Here is a 16398-nt window from a genome sequence, read left to right on the forward strand (position 1 = left end):
AATCGTTTACTGTATTTTACGTGGGATATAAAAGGGAGTTTTAATGGTGTTTTGATTGGCGTTTTAAAAGACATTATGGTGGCTATAATTGACAAGAAAATCACAATATAGCCACCCGCTTTACTTTAATGCCTATTTAAAGGCTTATTTAATCGTTACCTTTGCATCACTTACCCATGTTTCAGTTATAGCTTCATCATTTTCATCAACTAAATACGCGCGTATGTTCACCGGATTATTGTTAGCTTGTTTGTAGTCAAACGCTAATCGCCATTGGTTGGTACCCACTATAGGGTAAGCGCCAATTGGTTCTAGTATTTCACCATTGCTGGCTTCAACAATCGGCTTTATACCACTTTTGTTATCTAAGCCTTTAAATACTGGACCTTCAAAATCAATCACCATTTTGTTAACGCCTTCAGGGATTGGCTGGCCGGGAATTCCGCCTAAGCCTTGGCGAGTATTTACAACGCTTGCAAGGTTTTTTGATTTTGGATCGAGTGGACGCCACTCAATATCATAAGAAAAGGTAAACTCATCACCTTTGCGCGCCTCTTTTTCGGGCACCCAGTAGGCAACAATGTTGTCAAACGTTTCATCTTTTGTTGGAATCTCTATTAACTGAACTGCGCCTTTGCCCCAATCGTCAGTAGGTTTTATCCACGCTGATGAACGCTTATTGTAAAATACGCCGTCGTCTTGGTAGTTATTAAAGTCACGGTCTCTTTGGATTAAGCCAAACCCTTTTGGGTTCTCATCAATAAAACTATTGGTCGACACCGACTGAGGATTATTTAATGGGCGCCAAACGTATTGACCCGATCCTGTGTGAATAGCCAGTCCATCACTGTCGTGAATTTCTGGGCGCCAATCTTTAGCTTCTGTTTTATCTTTTTGTGAGTACCAATACATACTGGTTAACGGTGCTACGCCTAAACGTTCAACATCGGCGCGCATATACAGATTAGCGCTTACTGAGGTGATATGTCCTTTGGCTTCTTTGTTATCTTTGCTTAAACCAAATCGATAAGCACCAGTGATAGAAGGCCCTTCAAGCAATGCCCAAACAGACACACTTTCACCTTTTTTCTCTGCGGGGCCAATCCAAAATGCAGAAAAGCGCGGAAATTCTTCTGGCTGATTCATACCCGTATTAATTGCAATACCTCGAGCCGACAGTCCATATTGCCCCTCTGGCCCGTCGGTACGAAAATAAGACGCGCCTAAAAAAGATATCCAATCTGGTTTCATATCTGGGCGCATTATTCTAAAGCCTGCAAATCCAAACCCTTCAGGGAGATCGTGAGCTGGGCTGTCATCAGGCATATCAAAAACGTTATTACTAAAAGGTACATTTTGCACCTGATTTTTATCGTCTCTGATGTAAATACTTACTGGCTCAGGGAAATATCGGCCAGGATAAAATAATTGTACAGGCGCCTTTTTTCCACTTGGATATAAGGTTTCATCTTTTTTAAAGCGTATTTTCCAATGTTCGTCATACGTAATTTTATCGATTAACTCCGGCGCTGGCACCTTTGTTGGCGTATAGGTTTTTTCAGCTGAGGCTTTTGCAAGTGCTTTTAAGTCTTCGAATGAAAACTCCGTTTTATCTACTGCTTCTGTCGCGTAAGACGACATCGAAGTGCTAAAAATAATTGCGATAAATAACTTTAATTTCATAAAAAGAATGTCCAATAAATTGAGTCAAATAAAAATGGGAACGCTGCACGAACGTATGTTTAACTTAAAGTTCTGTATGGATATTACGTGACGTAATATGAACTAGCGTTTACTAAGGTATTGTTATTTGATTACAGAACCTCCCATAATTAATTTGTTTTTACGGGAATTGGTTTTAAGGGAAATTGCGCGCGTTTAATGATATCGCTGAAGTGAAAACAAGCGGAGATAGCGCAGTTTATTGGACGAAGCCCTCAAGAGGTATGGATATATTTAGGTTTTAGTTGCCCACTTTTCTAAGGCAAAAATTTGTAGAGTGGCTGGTTTTTCTAATCGTTATAGGTGCATAGTTGATTTTTGGCTAAAGCTTATTATAAGCAGTAAAAAGTGAAGGGTAAGCCTATATAGAACTCTGGTATTTAAATCGATAAGGATTACATTTAAGTGTTGAAAAACAAAGAGGCTCACCACTTTTAAAATTTGCAATTAATAGCTAAATTTGACTAGTCGTCCACCTCAGGGCGTGTTGTTAGGGGCTTTATACGCTTCAATAGTTGGCGTTTAGCCTTATTCGGTGAAAAACTCGAGTAAAGAAGAAGAGAAAGTAATAGAAAAATTTTGGCTTTATGTGTTTAGCGCGTAATTAGCTAAAGCATTGGTGAGATAAGCGAGCCTTAACATATTGATGATACAGGCTCGCTGAGGTGTTTACTTTACATCAAAGTTCACATGGTCAAAGTATGGGTTTTTCTCACGCGCTTTAAGTACGCTGATTGTGGTTAGCACAATGAGTTTCAATTCGCTATTTACGTTAACAACTATGCATTCGTCTCTGTTTGCATTGCGTTTTGTGTCAGTTGCTACGCCACATACACCATCGCCATTTTTTAATATAAGCTCAATGCTTAAATGGTGCATACAAGCAATTTCGATGTAGTCGTATTGGTTGCAACTGATCATGACGTCCTCTTTATTTAGTCGGCTTAAAAACCATTAAAAAAGCAATAACAACAAGGTTGGCTATATACCACAAATCTTTAATTACAAATTGCCCTAAGCGCTCCAATAAAGTGGAAGAACTAAATGCACCGGTTGCGGTAATTAAGAATGTTTGGGTCATCATAAATACGCTTAAACACGCTAAGCCACTTACAATAATTAGCTTTTTATTATTTAAAAATAACCCTAAGCCCAATAACACAGCAAATAATACATCAAACCCGCCAATCACGTTAGACGCGCCTTGTACGCTAAATACCGTGTATAACCATGACATAAACGGTGAGGTTTCTACTAAACTAACAATGCCTTTTGCTTCAAACTCATAAAACTTCATGCCGCCAATCCACAATAAAACCATAGCAACAGGTATAAAGTTTAAAAGTACGTGTTGTTTGTCGGTAAGTTTGTCTTTATAAAACAAAAATAAATATAAAGGCACTACAGCAAAATATTTAATTATGCCCTGCCCGCTACCAATGATTGGAAAGCCACCAAGTTGCGCCATCCAACGGTTGCTGGCAAATAAGGTAAGTAATGCAACTAAACTTATAATTGCTGCAAGTAAAAGTGCTGGTGTAGGTTTCATTAGTTTAAAACGAGCGAGCACGGTGGCAAACGCTAAGGCAATCATAAATGAGCCACTAATTAAACCTAACGCAGATACAGACATTAGCGAATCAACGCTATAAAAACTAAACGTAGCCGTTAACGTATTAGGATTTGCTCCTAAAGCAAAGGATAAGCCAAGTAGCAAAAAGCTACTCGCTAATAAAAAAGTAATCACGTTGTTGGTTAGTTTTAAGTTCATTGTATTTCCAAGTATTCGTTGAGGTTTACAAAGACCTTACGAGCCGATAAAACAATTCAAACTAACTCTTAAAAAATATGAGTTGATTAAGCACACTGTAAGCTCTTATCGGGTAATGTAATCAATCACTTTAGTTTATAGTTTATTTCCTCTTTATTAATAAAATTAAATAAGTCTAGGGGCTGTTGATCTTTCACATTGGTAGCCAAATCATTGCACATGCCAGCGCTAACATACTCTCAAACTGTAATTTCAATTTATCGTACCTTGTCGCTATAGCACGGAAGTGCTTTAGCCTTGCAAAGGCATTTTCAACTAAATGCCTATATTTATATAAGCACCAATCAATATCACCATTACCTGTTTTTGAGTTTTTCTTTCTAGGGATCACTGGGCTTGAGTTTCTCTCTCGAACCTTATTTCTAATGACTTCACTATCATAGCCTTTGTCTGCGATAACAAAATCGCCTTGGGGCAATAATTCAATCAGTTCATTTGCCACTTTACTATCATGAACATCGCCGCCTGTAATAATAAATTCAATTGGTAAGCCATAACTATCAACAGCTAAATGAATTTTACTTGTATTACCGCCACGACTTAATGCTATCGCTTGTTCTTGTTGAGACGCAGCACCTGTACTGTGTTGATGTGCTTTAACATAACTGCCATCAATGAATTCCCACTCAGTGTCACTATTGGCGGATAATGATTTGAACAACCTTATTAATATTCCTTTTTTAGACCAAAGTAGAAATCGGCGGTAAATAGTATTCCATAAACCAAAACACTCAGGGAGGTCACGCCATGGGCAACCAACACGTAAGCGATATAAAATTCCTTACATCGTTTGTCTGTGTTCAAGCTTGTTATAAACTCTATCTTCAAGCAAAATTGATTTTAGCTTCGACCACAACTTATCAGTGAGCATTAATCGGGGCATGGTAATCTCGTAAGGTTTGTTTTTGGCGAAGTAAATTATACGAGATTACCGCTTACGCACAAAATTCAAACAAAGATCAACAGCCCCTAATATTCATATGATGTGCGTCATCTTTTTTATTATTAAATGAAGTAGAATAACGTTGCCTTTTAAATACACAGAATGCATTCATTTCTAAACTTAGGGACATTTTTTAATGAAGGGTACTGATATTCGAGTTACCTCTGGACTGATTTCTATAGCCATTGTTTTACTACTTTGGTTTGCTGTACCGCCTCCGCAAGGTGTTACCGAAAACGCATGGCATTTGCTCGCTTTATTTATTGGTACTGTAGTTGCCATTATTGGTAAAGCAATGCCAATCGGCGCCATTGCTATTTTAGCTATTACCTCTGTTGCATTAACCGGCGTAACTAATGACAGCCCATCAGGCGCTATTAAAGATGCATTAAGTGGCTTTTCTAATTCATTAATTTGGTTGATTGGTATTGCTATTATTATTTCTCGGGGGTTAGCTAAAACTGGTTTGGGAAATCGTATTGGCTATAATTTTATTTCTCTTTTTGGTAAAAAAACAGTTGGTATTGGCTATGCACTCGCACTTTCTGAACTTGTTATAGCGCCTGTAACGCCAAGTAATACCGCGCGAGGCGGCGCTATTATTCACCCAATAATGAAGTCGATAGCAACAAGTTTTGGCTCGTCTCCTGAGGAAGGTACATCTCGTAAAATTGGGCACTACCTTGCTTTAGTGAGCTACCATATAAACCCTATTACATCAGCTATGTTTATTACAGCAACTGCGCCAAATCCACTAATTGTAAAACTGATTGCAGACGCCACAGGCGCTGATATTAGTATTACATGGGGTACATGGGCGCTTGCTGCACTTTTACCTGGTTTGCTATGTATTGCACTGGTGCCTTTGGTTGTATATGCCATTTACCCTCCTGAGGTTAAAAGCACGCCCGATGCAAAAACCTACGCAGAATCTAAGCTGTCTGAAATGGGACCTATGAGTTACGGCGAAAAAGTGATGGTGGGTGTGTTTGCCATGCTACTTACTTTATGGGCCGGTGTACCCGCTATGATTTTAGGTGCTGATTATGCGGTAAACACAACCGCAGTGGCCTTTTTAGGGCTCTCGGTTTTATTAATTACCGGAGTATTAAGTTGGGACGATGTGCTTAAAGAAAAGTCTGCTTGGGATACGGTAGTGTGGTTTTCAGCGCTGGTAATGATGGCAACATTTTTAAATAAGTTAGGTTTAGTTACATGGTTTTCAAGCCTAGTTGAGAGCAATATTGCGCAACTGGGCTTTGACTGGATTGTATCGGCTATTATATTGGTAGCTGTGTATTTTTACGCTCATTACTTTTTTGCCAGTACCACAGCACATATTACTGCTATGTTTGCCGCATTTTACGCCGCAGGTTTAGCGCTTGGCGCTCCGCCTTTATTTTTAGGCTTACTGTTAGCTGGCGCTTCATCACTGATGATGTCGTTAACGCATTACGCAACAGGCACATCACCCATAGTGTTTGGCTCAGGCTATGTATCGTTAAAAGACTGGTGGGTAATGGGCCTTATAATGAGCGTTATTAATTTAAGTGTATGGGGAATTATTGGCGGGCTTTGGTGGAAAGCACTTGGGTATTGGTAGTCTTGCCTTTGTTAGTTTGGCTTGCACATTTAATACTGCGCACTTATTTTAGTTCGTTCTACAAATATAAACATTGAGGCTGTTGCAAGGGAGCACTATGGTTTTTAAATTTATAAAGGCAGCATATTCAGACCGAGACTACTTATTAAGCCTCAGAAAACTGACTATGGTCGAACACTTAGAAAATGCCGGGTTATTTTTAACAGATCAACAGCATGTTTTAAGGCTTAATGATCAATATGACTGCTCCCATCTTATAGTTATAAATGAGGTACCAATTGGTACTTTAAAATACCAAACGCACGCTCAACACGTTGAAATAATGCAATTACAAATACATCCATTGCACCAAAACAAAGGGTATGGGAAAGCGGTTATTGAACAAGTTATTACAAATGCGCAGTCAAAACCCATTAAACTCACAGTGCTTAAAAACAACCCAGCATTAGGACTTTATAAGCGGCTGGGTTTTACTATAACGGATGAGGATAATTACGAGTACCACATGCAAACGCGGGCTATTCGTAGCTAAAATTAATCGCTTTGATCTCTGAAGTCTTTTTTTCTGAAAATAGTTAAATGCCAACCCCAATGCAAAGAGCCTAATCTTAAAAAGATAGTCGTGAAAAATGAGCCTAAAATACACCAAATGTAATCTACATTAAGGCTAAATAAAGCAGCATAAACTGCGCCACCCGCTAAACACGCAGAGGCGTAAGGTTCGCTGCGCATAACAGTTGGTACTTCACGGCAAATTACGTCACGTATTAAACCACCAAATATACCTGTAGTGATACCCATGGTAATTGCGACCACCATGCCAGAGCCATTAATGAGTGCTTTTTCTATCCCCATAATATTAAATAGCGCCATACCAACAGCATCTACCAACAAAAAGTAGTAGTTATTAACGCGCGGTAAGTATCGAATAAATACAACCGCAGCTATAACGGCCCCATAGGTCGAATATAGATACTCTGGGGTAGCAATCCAAAATACCGGTTTGTTTAAAAGTATATCTCTGAGGGTACCGCCCCCTAATGCTGTAACAGTTGCAACCACTACGACGCCAAAGCCACTAATGTTTTTTTCATACCCAAGCAATGCCCCTGCAACAGCAAAAAATGCAACACCGAGTAACCCTAGTACCATAAAGTATTCAGCAGTCATGGTAATTCCTTTTTAAAGTTTATTAGGAGTTGTATCAACTTACGTGCCAAAAAACTGAGTAAATATAAATAAACTCACAATTTAAGTGACTGAAATTTATAAGCTTAGTTCATTTATTAAAAAACGTTAGCTATGTGATATTTAGTGAAGGATTAACAAGAGTAATTATTTTAATTATGGGTAGTTTTTACACGTTAAAGTACAGAGGGATTTTGTTACAGAGTTGCAGTCGAGCACTTTTAAATTTTAAGCAAAAATTAAATGAACAATAAAGCTATTACCAATATTACAAAAATAATAGGCAATATTGCATGTTGCCAGTTTTGTTCTTTATTTTGATTATAGAGTGTTTGCATTGAGCTTTTATCATTATTGGTAAAACTATGCTGGCACTGCATACAGTTTTGGGCTTTTATGCTCACCCAAGTACCACATTTAATACATGCGTAACACCTCGACAGTTTATCAAACTCGTTTGTTTTCCTAAATATTCTCATTTATCACCTCATTGCTTTTCGCCGCAGTAAGAAACCCAATGAATAATATATGCTCTTTAAATTCATTGTTACTTCTTTACTTTATTCAATAATTTTTACATTTGGAATGTTTTGTAAAAGGTAGGATTTTAAAGATTCAAACGCATCTTTATTGAAAATAAACTCAGTTGTTTTACCATCAACTTGATTATACGGTAGTGCAAATACACCGTGCCTCTTAGTTTTGTCGATGACAACTTTGTTAATATCGTTAATATTAAACACTTGCTTATAAACGTATAATATTTGCCCCTCAACGCGTACAGCCTTTAACGGGCTTTGCTCAACATTGCGCGAACGAATAAACACAAAATATAAAATAACGGGAAATAAAAACAGGTTAAGCGCTTGCAAATTAAAAGGTTTATCTATCAATACAATATATGTTGAGTAACAAATTAAAGAGGCCGCTAGTGCTAAAATTAGCTGTGTGTTGTTTTTCATAATCATCCTTGGTTACTAGTCAAAAAAATCGGTAAGATTTTTTAATTATATTACCAATTTAGTGAAATACGCCATTTTGTAACTTTTGCTAATCAAACTTCATAGCTTAGTTCTTAAGGAACACAGACCGTGTGACTTCCTATCTTAAAACGGCAAATATCATTGTTTTTCTCAATGCTTTGCCGCTTACAATTTACCGCTAGTAGCTCAAATACACGATGTATCTTATGGCTGCACCGTGTTTGTTCTATGCAATCCAGAATATCATCCAACCAAAGATAACTGCACTTACTCGCTCTAAATGTCGAGATCGCACACTTAAATATCGTCGCTGCACTATGGCAGATAAAACGCTTGATAAGTGTTTGCAGTATACTCAGCCAAACCAATGATTCGGCAATATGAGGATCTCGTGTGATGAACCCTTTAAGGTTATTCCATGACTTTAGTTCTTTGAAAAACAACTCAATTTGCCAACGAGTTGCATATATATCGAGTAGCTCGTCAAAGCTAAACTGTGCCTCTTTTAAATTAGTAACAAGGAAAACGGGGCGCTTTTCATTCGGTAAATAGATAAGCCTGTACTCGGGCCCATTTTTCTTCCAACGTACTGTTAATTCAAGTGGTTGGCTTGCGAATTTATCGAGTAACGTTTTGAGTTTAATGTTCTTTTCTTTAAGTTCTATACCCGCGCAATAGGCTGATGTAACGATTGGGTTAATGTTTTTATTTGCTCTGATCAAAAAATATCCGCCATCTTGAGCTACTTGCTCAAAGTAATCTAAGTCAAAATACCCAGCATCAGCAAGTAATAACGTATCTTCAAGTGTGTGGCTACCTGGTAAAAAGGCGCGCTCAGTTTCAACATCAGGACGAATATCTATTTCGCAGGGTTGTTCATTAAATAGGTCATAGGTAACGTGCAACTCAATTGCGGCAGGACTTACAGCAGTAAAACGACCAGCAAAAACCTGCGCTAATTCATCATGTAGAGCAAATGAAGAACCATCTTGCAATAACACTCGCTGTATTCCTCGCTGGGTAAAAAAGGTTTTATCCAGCGTGTTTACAGTCAATTTAGACATCGCTTGAATAACGAGCTCACGGACAAGCTCAGTCAAGGCTGGTTTTCGAATTTGATTATGAAAGGGTTTATAACTTATCGTGCAATCAGCCTGCGTTCGCAAGTTTTGATGGATATCTGACAAGTTAGCGTCTTGCAGGCAAGATAAGCTTTTAAATACGGCTTTGAGCAGAGAAACGATCGACAGGCAACGGTGTCGAACTTGAAATCCAGAGGTTTTTGCAAGCTCAATGAGGTGTTTTTCTGAGATAAGGGCTTTTAATTGGTTTGAAACTTGGTTAATCTGCATGTGAACTCTGTTTTTAGTCATGTTTTTATTGGCGTAACTATTTGATCATTAACAGAGTTCAACTTCAAGCTTTCTTAAGATCCAACCTATGAATCAAACTTAAATCCGGGCAAAGCTGCCATAATTAATATCCTGATTAATCTACATAACTCACTTTTGTTCCCGCTAAATGATCATGTAAACATCGTTTATCTTTTCCAAATATAAATAATGGATTAACAAAACCAGCTATAAACTGACCTACCGAAGGGACAAGTGATAATAGTTGCATACAAAGCATGCGTTTAAAGTAAATTGTAGTAAAGCTTGCTTGTGTACCATCTAAATTTTCAATGCGGATAAACATTAAAGATTTACCAATTGTTTGTCCGCGTTGGTACATAAGGTAACCATGAAGCACTAACGTGCTTAATATGCCATAACCTAGCAAACCTGCAGATAAAGTAAGTGTTGGTTGGCTTAAGTTATCAAACCCTACGAGTATGAATACAGGTATAAAACAAACAACACCTAAAACGCCATCAACAATAGCAGCCACTAGCCTATCTGAGCGCGTTGCTTTTTCTCCTGCTACTTTTGATACAACATTTACAGATGGGCTCTGTGCTTCTCGCGTTTTAATTAAGTTGTCTATTTCTTTTGCTCGCTCTGGGTAAGCTTCGCGATCTATAGCTTCCGCTGATGAGTAAAGCTCATCTAAAGTGTAGGTAGAAAAATCAATTTCAGAGTCCATTTAAATCAAGTCCGCATTTTCATTTAATCGTAATTTAACACAATTAATTTAGGTTATTCAAATGCTTATGTGATTTTAATAACATACCATAACGTGTTGACGTTGTTATAACTCGAACCGCAAGCGTGCTGCTAAATCGCGCGTATCAGCAAGTTCTTTTATATTCATTATAAAAACATGTCCCCTTGGTCAGGTTTAATCACACCATAAAGCATTTTCATAAATGTGTTTTTACCAGCACCATTTTCACCTTTGGATCCACATATTAAAAGCATCCACTTTACCGAGCTTTATTTTTAAGGCTACGCCGCTATTACCTACACCTCGACAATTTTGCCGCTTCGAACCACTAACTGACCAAGCGGTCAACAATGGCATAGTAACTGCAATAAGCTAACTAAAGATTAAAAAGTATTTTTGTTACCCGTGCGCAAACAACAAGAAAAAACATACGCCAAGCCTTTATGTATCAGGGCTTTATAAAAGTTAAGGGGGTCTGTGTGATTCAATTTTTATTAAATAACACGCCAATTGAAGTACAAGAATGTTCGCCAAGTCTCACCATTTTGGACTGGCTACGCACCAAAAAAGGGAAAGTGGGCACCAAAGAAGGGTGTGCAACTGGCGACTGTGGCGCGTGCACAATTTTAGTAGGTGAAGAGCGTATAAATGCAAACGGGCAAACTAGTTGGCAATACAAAACAATGAACAGCTGTTTATTGTTATTAGGTAATGCGCATGCAAAACATATAGTAACAGTAGAGGCTGTGACTACTGGCTTATACCCAAACTTAACCGATTTACACCCCGTACAACGTGCACTGGTAGAGTGCCATGGTTCGCAATGTGGTTTTTGCACGCCCGGTATAATAATGAGTTTGTTGGCTCTTTATATTAATGAACCAACGTACCCTGGTAAAAAAGCGGTTATTCATGCACTTGGTGGTAACTTATGCCGTTGTACAGGTTATAGCCCAATATTACTTGCAGCCGAAAAAGCCTATAGCTATGAGCGTAAAGCTGAACCGTACTCAGCAATGGCCGCTCAATTTAAAGCATCACTTAATACGCAATATGATGACGATATTCCATTTTTAAAAAATGGTCCTCGCAAATTTTACTTACCACAAACGGCCCAGCAACTTGTTGAGCTAAAAGCGCTTTATCCTTATGCACATTTAGTTGCTGGTGGCACCGACTTTGCCATTGAGCTTAGCCAAAACATGCTCTTACCGGATGTAATTATCTCCCTTAGCCAAGTAAAGGATCTTTGCACCTTGGCAGATAATAACGGTGAGTTACACATAGGTGCAGCGCTACCTTATAGCCAATTTGTTGAGGCATTTTATAACCATTACCCAGAGTCAAAAGAGCTATTTGAACGCTTAGGATCAAGCCAAGTACGTAACAGCGGCACACTAGGTGGCAGCATAGGGAATGCCTCTCCGATTGGCGATCCAGCTCCCCTTTTAATCGCTCTTAATGCATCAATGGATTTATTAAGCAGCGCTGGTACGCGCACTATTAAAGTTGCCGACTACTTTATTGATTACAAAAAAACAGTTCTTAAAAGCGATGAAGTAATTAGCAAGTTCACCATCCCAAAGCGCCCAGAGTCACTAAAACTGGCGTGTCATAAAATATCAAAACGCTTTGAAGACGATATATCTACCGTTTGTTTGGTACTTGCTATAGAGCATTCACAAAACATGATTACTCAAGCCCGCTGCGCTATGGGCGGTATGGCAGCTATTCCTAAGCGCGCGCAGCATATTGAGCAAAAGCTGATATCTCAATCATTACAAGTAAGTAGTTTTATAGACGCAGCAACGGCTATTAACGATGACTTTACGCCCATGAGCGATGTAAGAAGCAGTGCGCATTACCGCACTACGGTAAGCAAAAACTTATTACAACGCATTGGTATGGAGTTTTGTGAGCCGCAAGAACGCAACAATAACAACATTGCCATTACGAGGATCTCACATGCGTCACTTTGAAATGGATAAATTAAAAGCGCAAGGTGGTAGCGTTGGACAGTCTAAATATCACGAAAGCGCTATTAAACAAGTTTGTGGCAGTGCAAATTTTGCCGACGATAATCCTGAGCCTTACGGCTGCCTACATGCCTACCCAGTGCTCGCACCTGTTACAAGTGGCTTTATTAAATCAATAGATACAAGTCACGCACTGGCAGTTAAAGGTGTTAAACGTATTTTATCGGCCGAAGATGTACCGGGTAAATTAGATATTGGCCCTGTATTTCCTGGTGATGTATTACTCACTAGCCATGAAATTCAATATCACGGACAACCTGTATTAGTAGTGGTTGCCGACACCTATGAAATAGCGCGTCGCGCTGCACGTTTAGTGGTTATAGAGTGCGAGCAAACTACACCCATACTCGATATTAAAGAAGCCATTAGCAAAGAGCATTGGGTAAGGCCGCCCCATTCACTTAACCGTGGTAACAGCGAACACGCCATTAATAATGCAGCCCACCAGCTTAAAGGCGAAATAAACATAGGCGGGCAAGAACACTTTTATTTAGAAGGCCAAATAGCGCTGGCGCAACCTGATAACGACGGGGGCATTCATGTTCAATGCTCTACGCAACACCCTACTGAGGTGCAGCACTTAGTTGCCAAAATATTAAAAAAGCCATTTAGCTTTGTAAACGTAGAAACCCGCCGTATGGGCGGTGCTTTTGGTGGCAAAGAAACCCAAGGCGCACCATGGGCATGCCTTGCAGCCCTTGCGGTTTACCACCTTGGCTGCGCAGTAAAAATGCGCCTAGCCCGTAGCGACGACTTTAAATTAACCGGTAAACGCCACCCTTTTTATAATCACTATCATGTTGGTTTTGACGAAAATGGTTTAATAGAAGGTGCCGACATTACCGTAAACGGATTTTGTGGCTACTCGCCTGATTTATCGGATGCAATTGTAGACCGCGCCATGTTTCATGCCGATAACGCCTACTACTACCCAGCCGCCACAATTAAGGGTAATCGCTGTAAAGTGAATACCGTAAGCCATACCGCATTTAGAGGATTTGGTGGCCCGCAAGGAATGATTATGGGCGAGCTGATAATGGACGATATAGCCGCCAAATTAGGTAAAGATCCGCTTGAGATCCGAAAACTCAATTTATACAAAAAAGGCCGCGATACCACGCCGTACCATCAAACCGTAGAACAACATATTTTAAAAGATATGATAAGCCAGCTTGAGGAGTCGGGTGACTACTGGGCACGTAAAGAGGCTATTAAAGCATTTAACGTATCGTCACCTATTATCAAAAAAGGCCTTGCGATGACGCCGGTTAAATACGGTATATCGTTTACTGTACAACACTTAAACCAAGCCGGTGCATTAGTGCATGTATATAGCGATGGCTCTATACATTTAAACCACGGCGGCACCGAAATGGGCCAAGGGCTCAACACCAAAATTGCGCAAATTGTGGCCCATGGCTTTGGGGTCGATTTTAACGCGGTAAGTATTAGTGCTACGCGTACCGACAAGGTGCCAAACACTTCACCAACAGCGGCCTCAAGTGGTACCGACTTAAACGGCATGGCGGCGCTAAATGCAGTAAACACAATAAAAGAGCGCTTAATAAACTTTATTACCGAGCACTTTGAAGTAGACAGCAACACTGTTGTATTTAAAGATAACCTCATTACTTTTAGTAAAGGGGAAATTAGCTTTAGCGAACTTGCAAATCTTGCTTACATGAATCGTATATCGCTTTCATCTACCGGTTATTACGCCACACCAAAAATTCATTACGATAGAGCCAAAGGCGAAGGCCGCCCATTTTTTTACTACGCTCACGGCGTAGCGCTCAGCGAAGTAGAAGTAGATACCCTAACTGGCGAAAACACGGTAACCCGCGTTGATATACTGCACGATGTAGGCAGTTCAATTAATCCAGCACTTGATATAGGGCAAATAGAAGGCGCCTTTGTACAAGGTATGGGCTGGCTAACAACCGAAGACTTACAATGGAATGATAAAGGCCAGCTTGCAAGCTTTGGCCCAGCCAACTACAAAATACCAGCCATTGGCGATACCCCTGCCGAATTTAACGTCAATCTTTATAACTCAGCAAATCCAGAAACCACCGTGTTTAGATCAAAAGCCGTAGGCGAGCCGCCATTTATGCTGGCCTTTAGTGTATGGAGCGCCATTCGTAATGCAATAAGCAGTGTGGCTGATTACAAATACACCGCCCCACTGGATACACCCGCAACCCCAGAGCGAGTATTAAATGCAATTGAGCAAACCGCTAGCTGGTTTAAGGAGAATCAACATGACTAATTTAAATGAGTCGTTTCAGGGTTTTCATACGCAAAACTGGGCGCAGGCTATAAACGAGCACGAACAAAGCGGCACTAATTATGTAATTGCCACGGTACTTGGCACTAATGGCTCAACCCCACGTGGCACAGGCTCAAAAATGGTAATAAGCGGCGAGCATATTTACGACACCCTTGGCGGTGGTCACCTTGAGTACGTAGTAATTGAAAAAGCCCGCGAACTACTTGCCAAAGGCGAAGCCGCCCAAGTAATAGAGCAATTTAACCTAGGTGCAAATTTAGGCCAGTGCTGCGGCGGGGCTGCCACCGTTATGCTTGAATGCATGCAATGCGAGCGCTTTACCCTCGACATTTATGGAGCAGGCCATGTAGCACAGGCGCTTGTTGGTATATTGGCACAGCTGCCTATGCGCATACGCTGGATAGATAGCCGCGCAGATGTATTCCCACAAGCTATTCCAACTAATGTAGTAAAAGTGATTGATGAAGAGCCAACAGAACAAGTAAAACGTGCGCCTAAAGCTAATAACTACTTAATACTTACCCATAACCACCAGCTCGACTTTGCACTCACCCAAGCCATTATTAAACGCACTGATGCCAATTGGCTGGGCGTTATTGGCTCTGACACTAAAGCAAAACGTTTTAAGCAACGCCTAGCCCATCGCGATTTTACAGCCGATCAAATACAGCAAATGACCTGCCCTGTTGGGCTTAAAAACATTACGGGCAAATTGCCAATGGAAGTGGCTATTTCGATTAGTGGGCAGCTAATTGGCCTTTATCAGGCTATGCAAACCCAAGCGCCAAAACGCCAAGGCTTGCAATGGCGTACACTAAAAAATGCCTTAATTAGCAGCACGCAGGAGGAAGTAGACGCATGAGCAGTTTACAAATAAATACGCTAAATGATGCACAAGCAAAACAAGCACTTGAGCATTGCTGCGCGGCCCCTAACTGGGTGACTGGCATGGTAAAAGCAATGCCATTTAAAAGTGCTCAACAGCTGTTTGAATGCGCACAAAGCACATGGGATAGCCTTGGCGAAAGCGACTATTTAGCTGCCTTTGAAGGCCACCCGCAAATAGGCGACTTATCAACCCTTAGCAAAAAATACGCTGCTACCGCACAAAAAGCGGGGCATGAGCAATCAGGTATGAGCAAAGCAAACGAAGCCGTACTTATCAAAATGATTGCCCTTAATAAAGAGTACCTGAACAAGTTTGGCTTTATTTTTATTGTGTGCGCCACCGGTAAAACGGCCGAACAAATGCTCGAACTCATAGAGCAGCGCATACACAACACCCGCAGCACAGAGCTTGCTATAGCGGCGGGCGAACAAGCCAAAATAACAAAAATAAGATTGGAGTCACTGCTATGAACAAAAGCCCTATTACCACCCATATACTCGATACCAGCACCGGAAAACCAGCAGCAAACGTTGCTGTTAAGCTATTTAAACTTACAAATAACGAATGGGTACAACTAACCCAAGGCACAACCGATACCGATGGGCGAATTACCGACTGGCTAAATACAGAAGTAGAATTTGCAACCTATAAGCTAGCATTTGATTTAGATAGCTACTACCAAAATCAACCTGCCCCTGCGTTTTACCCAGAGGCGCAAATAACGTTTAGATTACAAGATACTAAACATCATCATATCCCATTGTTGCTTAGCCCGTTTGGCTACTCTACATACAGAGGTAGCTAATA

15 protein-coding genes and 1 pseudogene are annotated in these 16398 nt (G+C 40.2%); 7 read left to right on the forward strand and 9 right to left on the reverse strand.

Features of this window, described 5'->3' with window-relative positions; genetic code table 11:
• Window positions 1-144: 144 nt before the first annotated feature.
• The 4 genes and pseudogenes from AC0VZ4_RS23045 to AC0VZ4_RS23060 form a co-directional block, all read right to left on the reverse strand.
• Window positions 145-1683, reverse strand: coding sequence for an OpgD/OpgG family glucan biosynthesis protein (locus AC0VZ4_RS23045; RefSeq protein WP_475441735.1), 1539 nt, complete (start codon window positions 1681-1683; stop codon window positions 145-147).
• A gap of 708 nt (window positions 1684-2391) precedes the next feature.
• Entirely contained in the window at window positions 2392-2643 is a 252-nt protein-coding gene (locus AC0VZ4_RS23050; RefSeq protein ID WP_475441736.1) for a Rho-binding antiterminator, read from the reverse strand.
• Between the two features lie 10 nt (window positions 2644-2653).
• Window positions 2654-3493 (reverse strand): DUF417 family protein, encoded by an 840-nt coding sequence (locus AC0VZ4_RS23055; RefSeq protein WP_475441737.1) that lies wholly within the window; start codon window positions 3491-3493, stop codon window positions 2654-2656.
• Between the two features lie 193 nt (window positions 3494-3686).
• Window positions 3687-4436, reverse strand: a pseudogene (locus tag AC0VZ4_RS23060) (IS5 family transposase).
• Between the two features lie 196 nt (window positions 4437-4632).
• On the opposite strand from AC0VZ4_RS23060, the gene AC0VZ4_RS23065 reads away from it, so the two are divergent.
• The gene (locus AC0VZ4_RS23065; protein WP_475441738.1) at window positions 4633-6099 is read left to right on the forward strand and encodes a DASS family sodium-coupled anion symporter; all 1467 of its coding nucleotides are present in this window, start codon (window positions 4633-4635) and stop codon (window positions 6097-6099) included.
• A gap of 97 nt (window positions 6100-6196) precedes the next feature.
• Entirely contained in the window at window positions 6197-6631 is a 435-nt protein-coding gene (locus tag AC0VZ4_RS23070) for a GNAT family N-acetyltransferase (protein ID WP_475441739.1), read from the forward strand.
• A 2-nt stretch (window positions 6632-6633) separates the two neighbouring features.
• Here the strand turns inward: AC0VZ4_RS23070 and AC0VZ4_RS23075 are convergent, their stop codons facing one another.
• The 5 genes from AC0VZ4_RS23075 to AC0VZ4_RS23095 form a co-directional block, all read right to left on the reverse strand.
• Complete coding sequence (locus AC0VZ4_RS23075) at window positions 6634-7269, reverse strand: trimeric intracellular cation channel family protein (RefSeq protein WP_007378411.1); 636 nt, start codon at window positions 7267-7269, stop codon at window positions 6634-6636.
• A gap of 578 nt (window positions 7270-7847) precedes the next feature.
• Complete coding sequence (locus tag AC0VZ4_RS23080; RefSeq protein ID WP_475441740.1) at window positions 7848-8249, reverse strand: hypothetical protein; 402 nt, start codon at window positions 8247-8249, stop codon at window positions 7848-7850.
• Window positions 8250-8362: 113 nt separating this feature from the next.
• Window positions 8363-9622, reverse strand: coding sequence for an IS4 family transposase (locus AC0VZ4_RS23085; RefSeq protein WP_475441741.1), 1260 nt, complete (start codon window positions 9620-9622; stop codon window positions 8363-8365).
• Between the two features lie 136 nt (window positions 9623-9758).
• A complete protein-coding gene (locus AC0VZ4_RS23090; protein ID WP_475441742.1) occupies window positions 9759-10355 on the reverse strand; it encodes an RDD family protein in 597 nt (198 codons plus the stop codon).
• A gap of 167 nt (window positions 10356-10522) precedes the next feature.
• The gene (locus AC0VZ4_RS23095; protein WP_475441743.1) at window positions 10523-10630 is read right to left on the reverse strand and encodes an ATP-binding cassette domain-containing protein; all 108 of its coding nucleotides are present in this window, start codon (window positions 10628-10630) and stop codon (window positions 10523-10525) included.
• A gap of 225 nt (window positions 10631-10855) precedes the next feature.
• Here AC0VZ4_RS23095 and xdhA point away from each other — a divergent pair, with 225 nt between their 5' ends.
• Genes xdhA through uraH form a run of 5 tightly spaced genes read left to right on the forward strand, consistent with a single transcriptional unit; the run spans window position 10856 to window position 16396 of the window.
• Entirely contained in the window at window positions 10856-12355 is a 1500-nt protein-coding gene (xdhA, locus tag AC0VZ4_RS23100) for a xanthine dehydrogenase small subunit (RefSeq protein WP_475441744.1), read from the forward strand.
• On the forward strand, window positions 12342-14681 hold the full coding sequence (xdhB, locus tag AC0VZ4_RS23105) for a xanthine dehydrogenase molybdopterin binding subunit (protein ID WP_475441745.1): 2340 nt from the start codon (window positions 12342-12344) through the stop codon (window positions 14679-14681). Before xdhA ends, xdhB begins: the two co-directional genes overlap by 14 nt.
• Window positions 14674-15564, forward strand: a complete 891-nt coding sequence (gene xdhC, locus AC0VZ4_RS23110; protein WP_475441747.1) for a xanthine dehydrogenase accessory protein XdhC — start codon at window positions 14674-14676, stop codon at window positions 15562-15564. The genes xdhB and xdhC overlap by 8 nt, the downstream gene beginning before the upstream one ends.
• Window positions 15561-16061 (forward strand): 2-oxo-4-hydroxy-4-carboxy-5-ureidoimidazoline decarboxylase, encoded by a 501-nt coding sequence (gene uraD, locus AC0VZ4_RS23115; protein ID WP_337149970.1) that lies wholly within the window; start codon window positions 15561-15563, stop codon window positions 16059-16061. The genes xdhC and uraD overlap by 4 nt, the downstream gene beginning before the upstream one ends.
• Window positions 16058-16396, forward strand: a complete 339-nt coding sequence (uraH, locus tag AC0VZ4_RS23120; RefSeq protein ID WP_475441748.1) for a hydroxyisourate hydrolase — start codon at window positions 16058-16060, stop codon at window positions 16394-16396. Before uraD ends, uraH begins: the two co-directional genes overlap by 4 nt.
• Window positions 16397-16398 lie beyond the last annotated feature (2 nt).

This window comes from Pseudoalteromonas sp. QJM3NY_22 (assembly GCF_056173065.1).

Bases quoted from the DNA above. Each gene is read 5' to 3' on its own strand.
- AC0VZ4_RS23045 (WP_475441735.1), bottom strand. From the start codon at position 1,683: ATGAAATTAAAGTTATTTATCGCAATTATTTTTAGCACTTCGATGTCG.
- AC0VZ4_RS23050 (WP_475441736.1), bottom strand. From the start codon at position 2,643: ATGATCAGTTGCAACCAATACGACTACATCGAAATTGCTTGTATGCAC.
- AC0VZ4_RS23055 (WP_475441737.1), bottom strand. From the start codon at position 3,493: ATGAACTTAAAACTAACCAACAACGTGATTACTTTTTTATTAGCGAGT.
- AC0VZ4_RS23065 (WP_475441738.1), top strand. From the start codon at position 4,633: ATGAAGGGTACTGATATTCGAGTTACCTCTGGACTGATTTCTATAGCC.
- AC0VZ4_RS23070 (WP_475441739.1), top strand. From the start codon at position 6,197: ATGGTTTTTAAATTTATAAAGGCAGCATATTCAGACCGAGACTACTTA.
- AC0VZ4_RS23075 (WP_007378411.1), bottom strand. From the start codon at position 7,269: ATGACTGCTGAATACTTTATGGTACTAGGGTTACTCGGTGTTGCATTT.
- AC0VZ4_RS23080 (WP_475441740.1), bottom strand. From the start codon at position 8,249: ATGAAAAACAACACACAGCTAATTTTAGCACTAGCGGCCTCTTTAATT.
- AC0VZ4_RS23085 (WP_475441741.1), bottom strand. From the start codon at position 9,622: ATGCAGATTAACCAAGTTTCAAACCAATTAAAAGCCCTTATCTCAGAA.
- AC0VZ4_RS23090 (WP_475441742.1), bottom strand. From the start codon at position 10,355: ATGGACTCTGAAATTGATTTTTCTACCTACACTTTAGATGAGCTTTAC.
- AC0VZ4_RS23095 (WP_475441743.1), bottom strand. From the start codon at position 10,630: ATGCTTTTAATATGTGGATCCAAAGGTGAAAATGGTGCTGGTAAAAAC.
- xdhB (WP_475441745.1), top strand. From the start codon at position 12,342: ATGCGTCACTTTGAAATGGATAAATTAAAAGCGCAAGGTGGTAGCGTT.
- xdhC (WP_475441747.1), top strand. From the start codon at position 14,674: ATGACTAATTTAAATGAGTCGTTTCAGGGTTTTCATACGCAAAACTGG.
- uraD (WP_337149970.1), top strand. From the start codon at position 15,561: ATGAGCAGTTTACAAATAAATACGCTAAATGATGCACAAGCAAAACAA.
- uraH (WP_475441748.1), top strand. From the start codon at position 16,058: ATGAACAAAAGCCCTATTACCACCCATATACTCGATACCAGCACCGGA.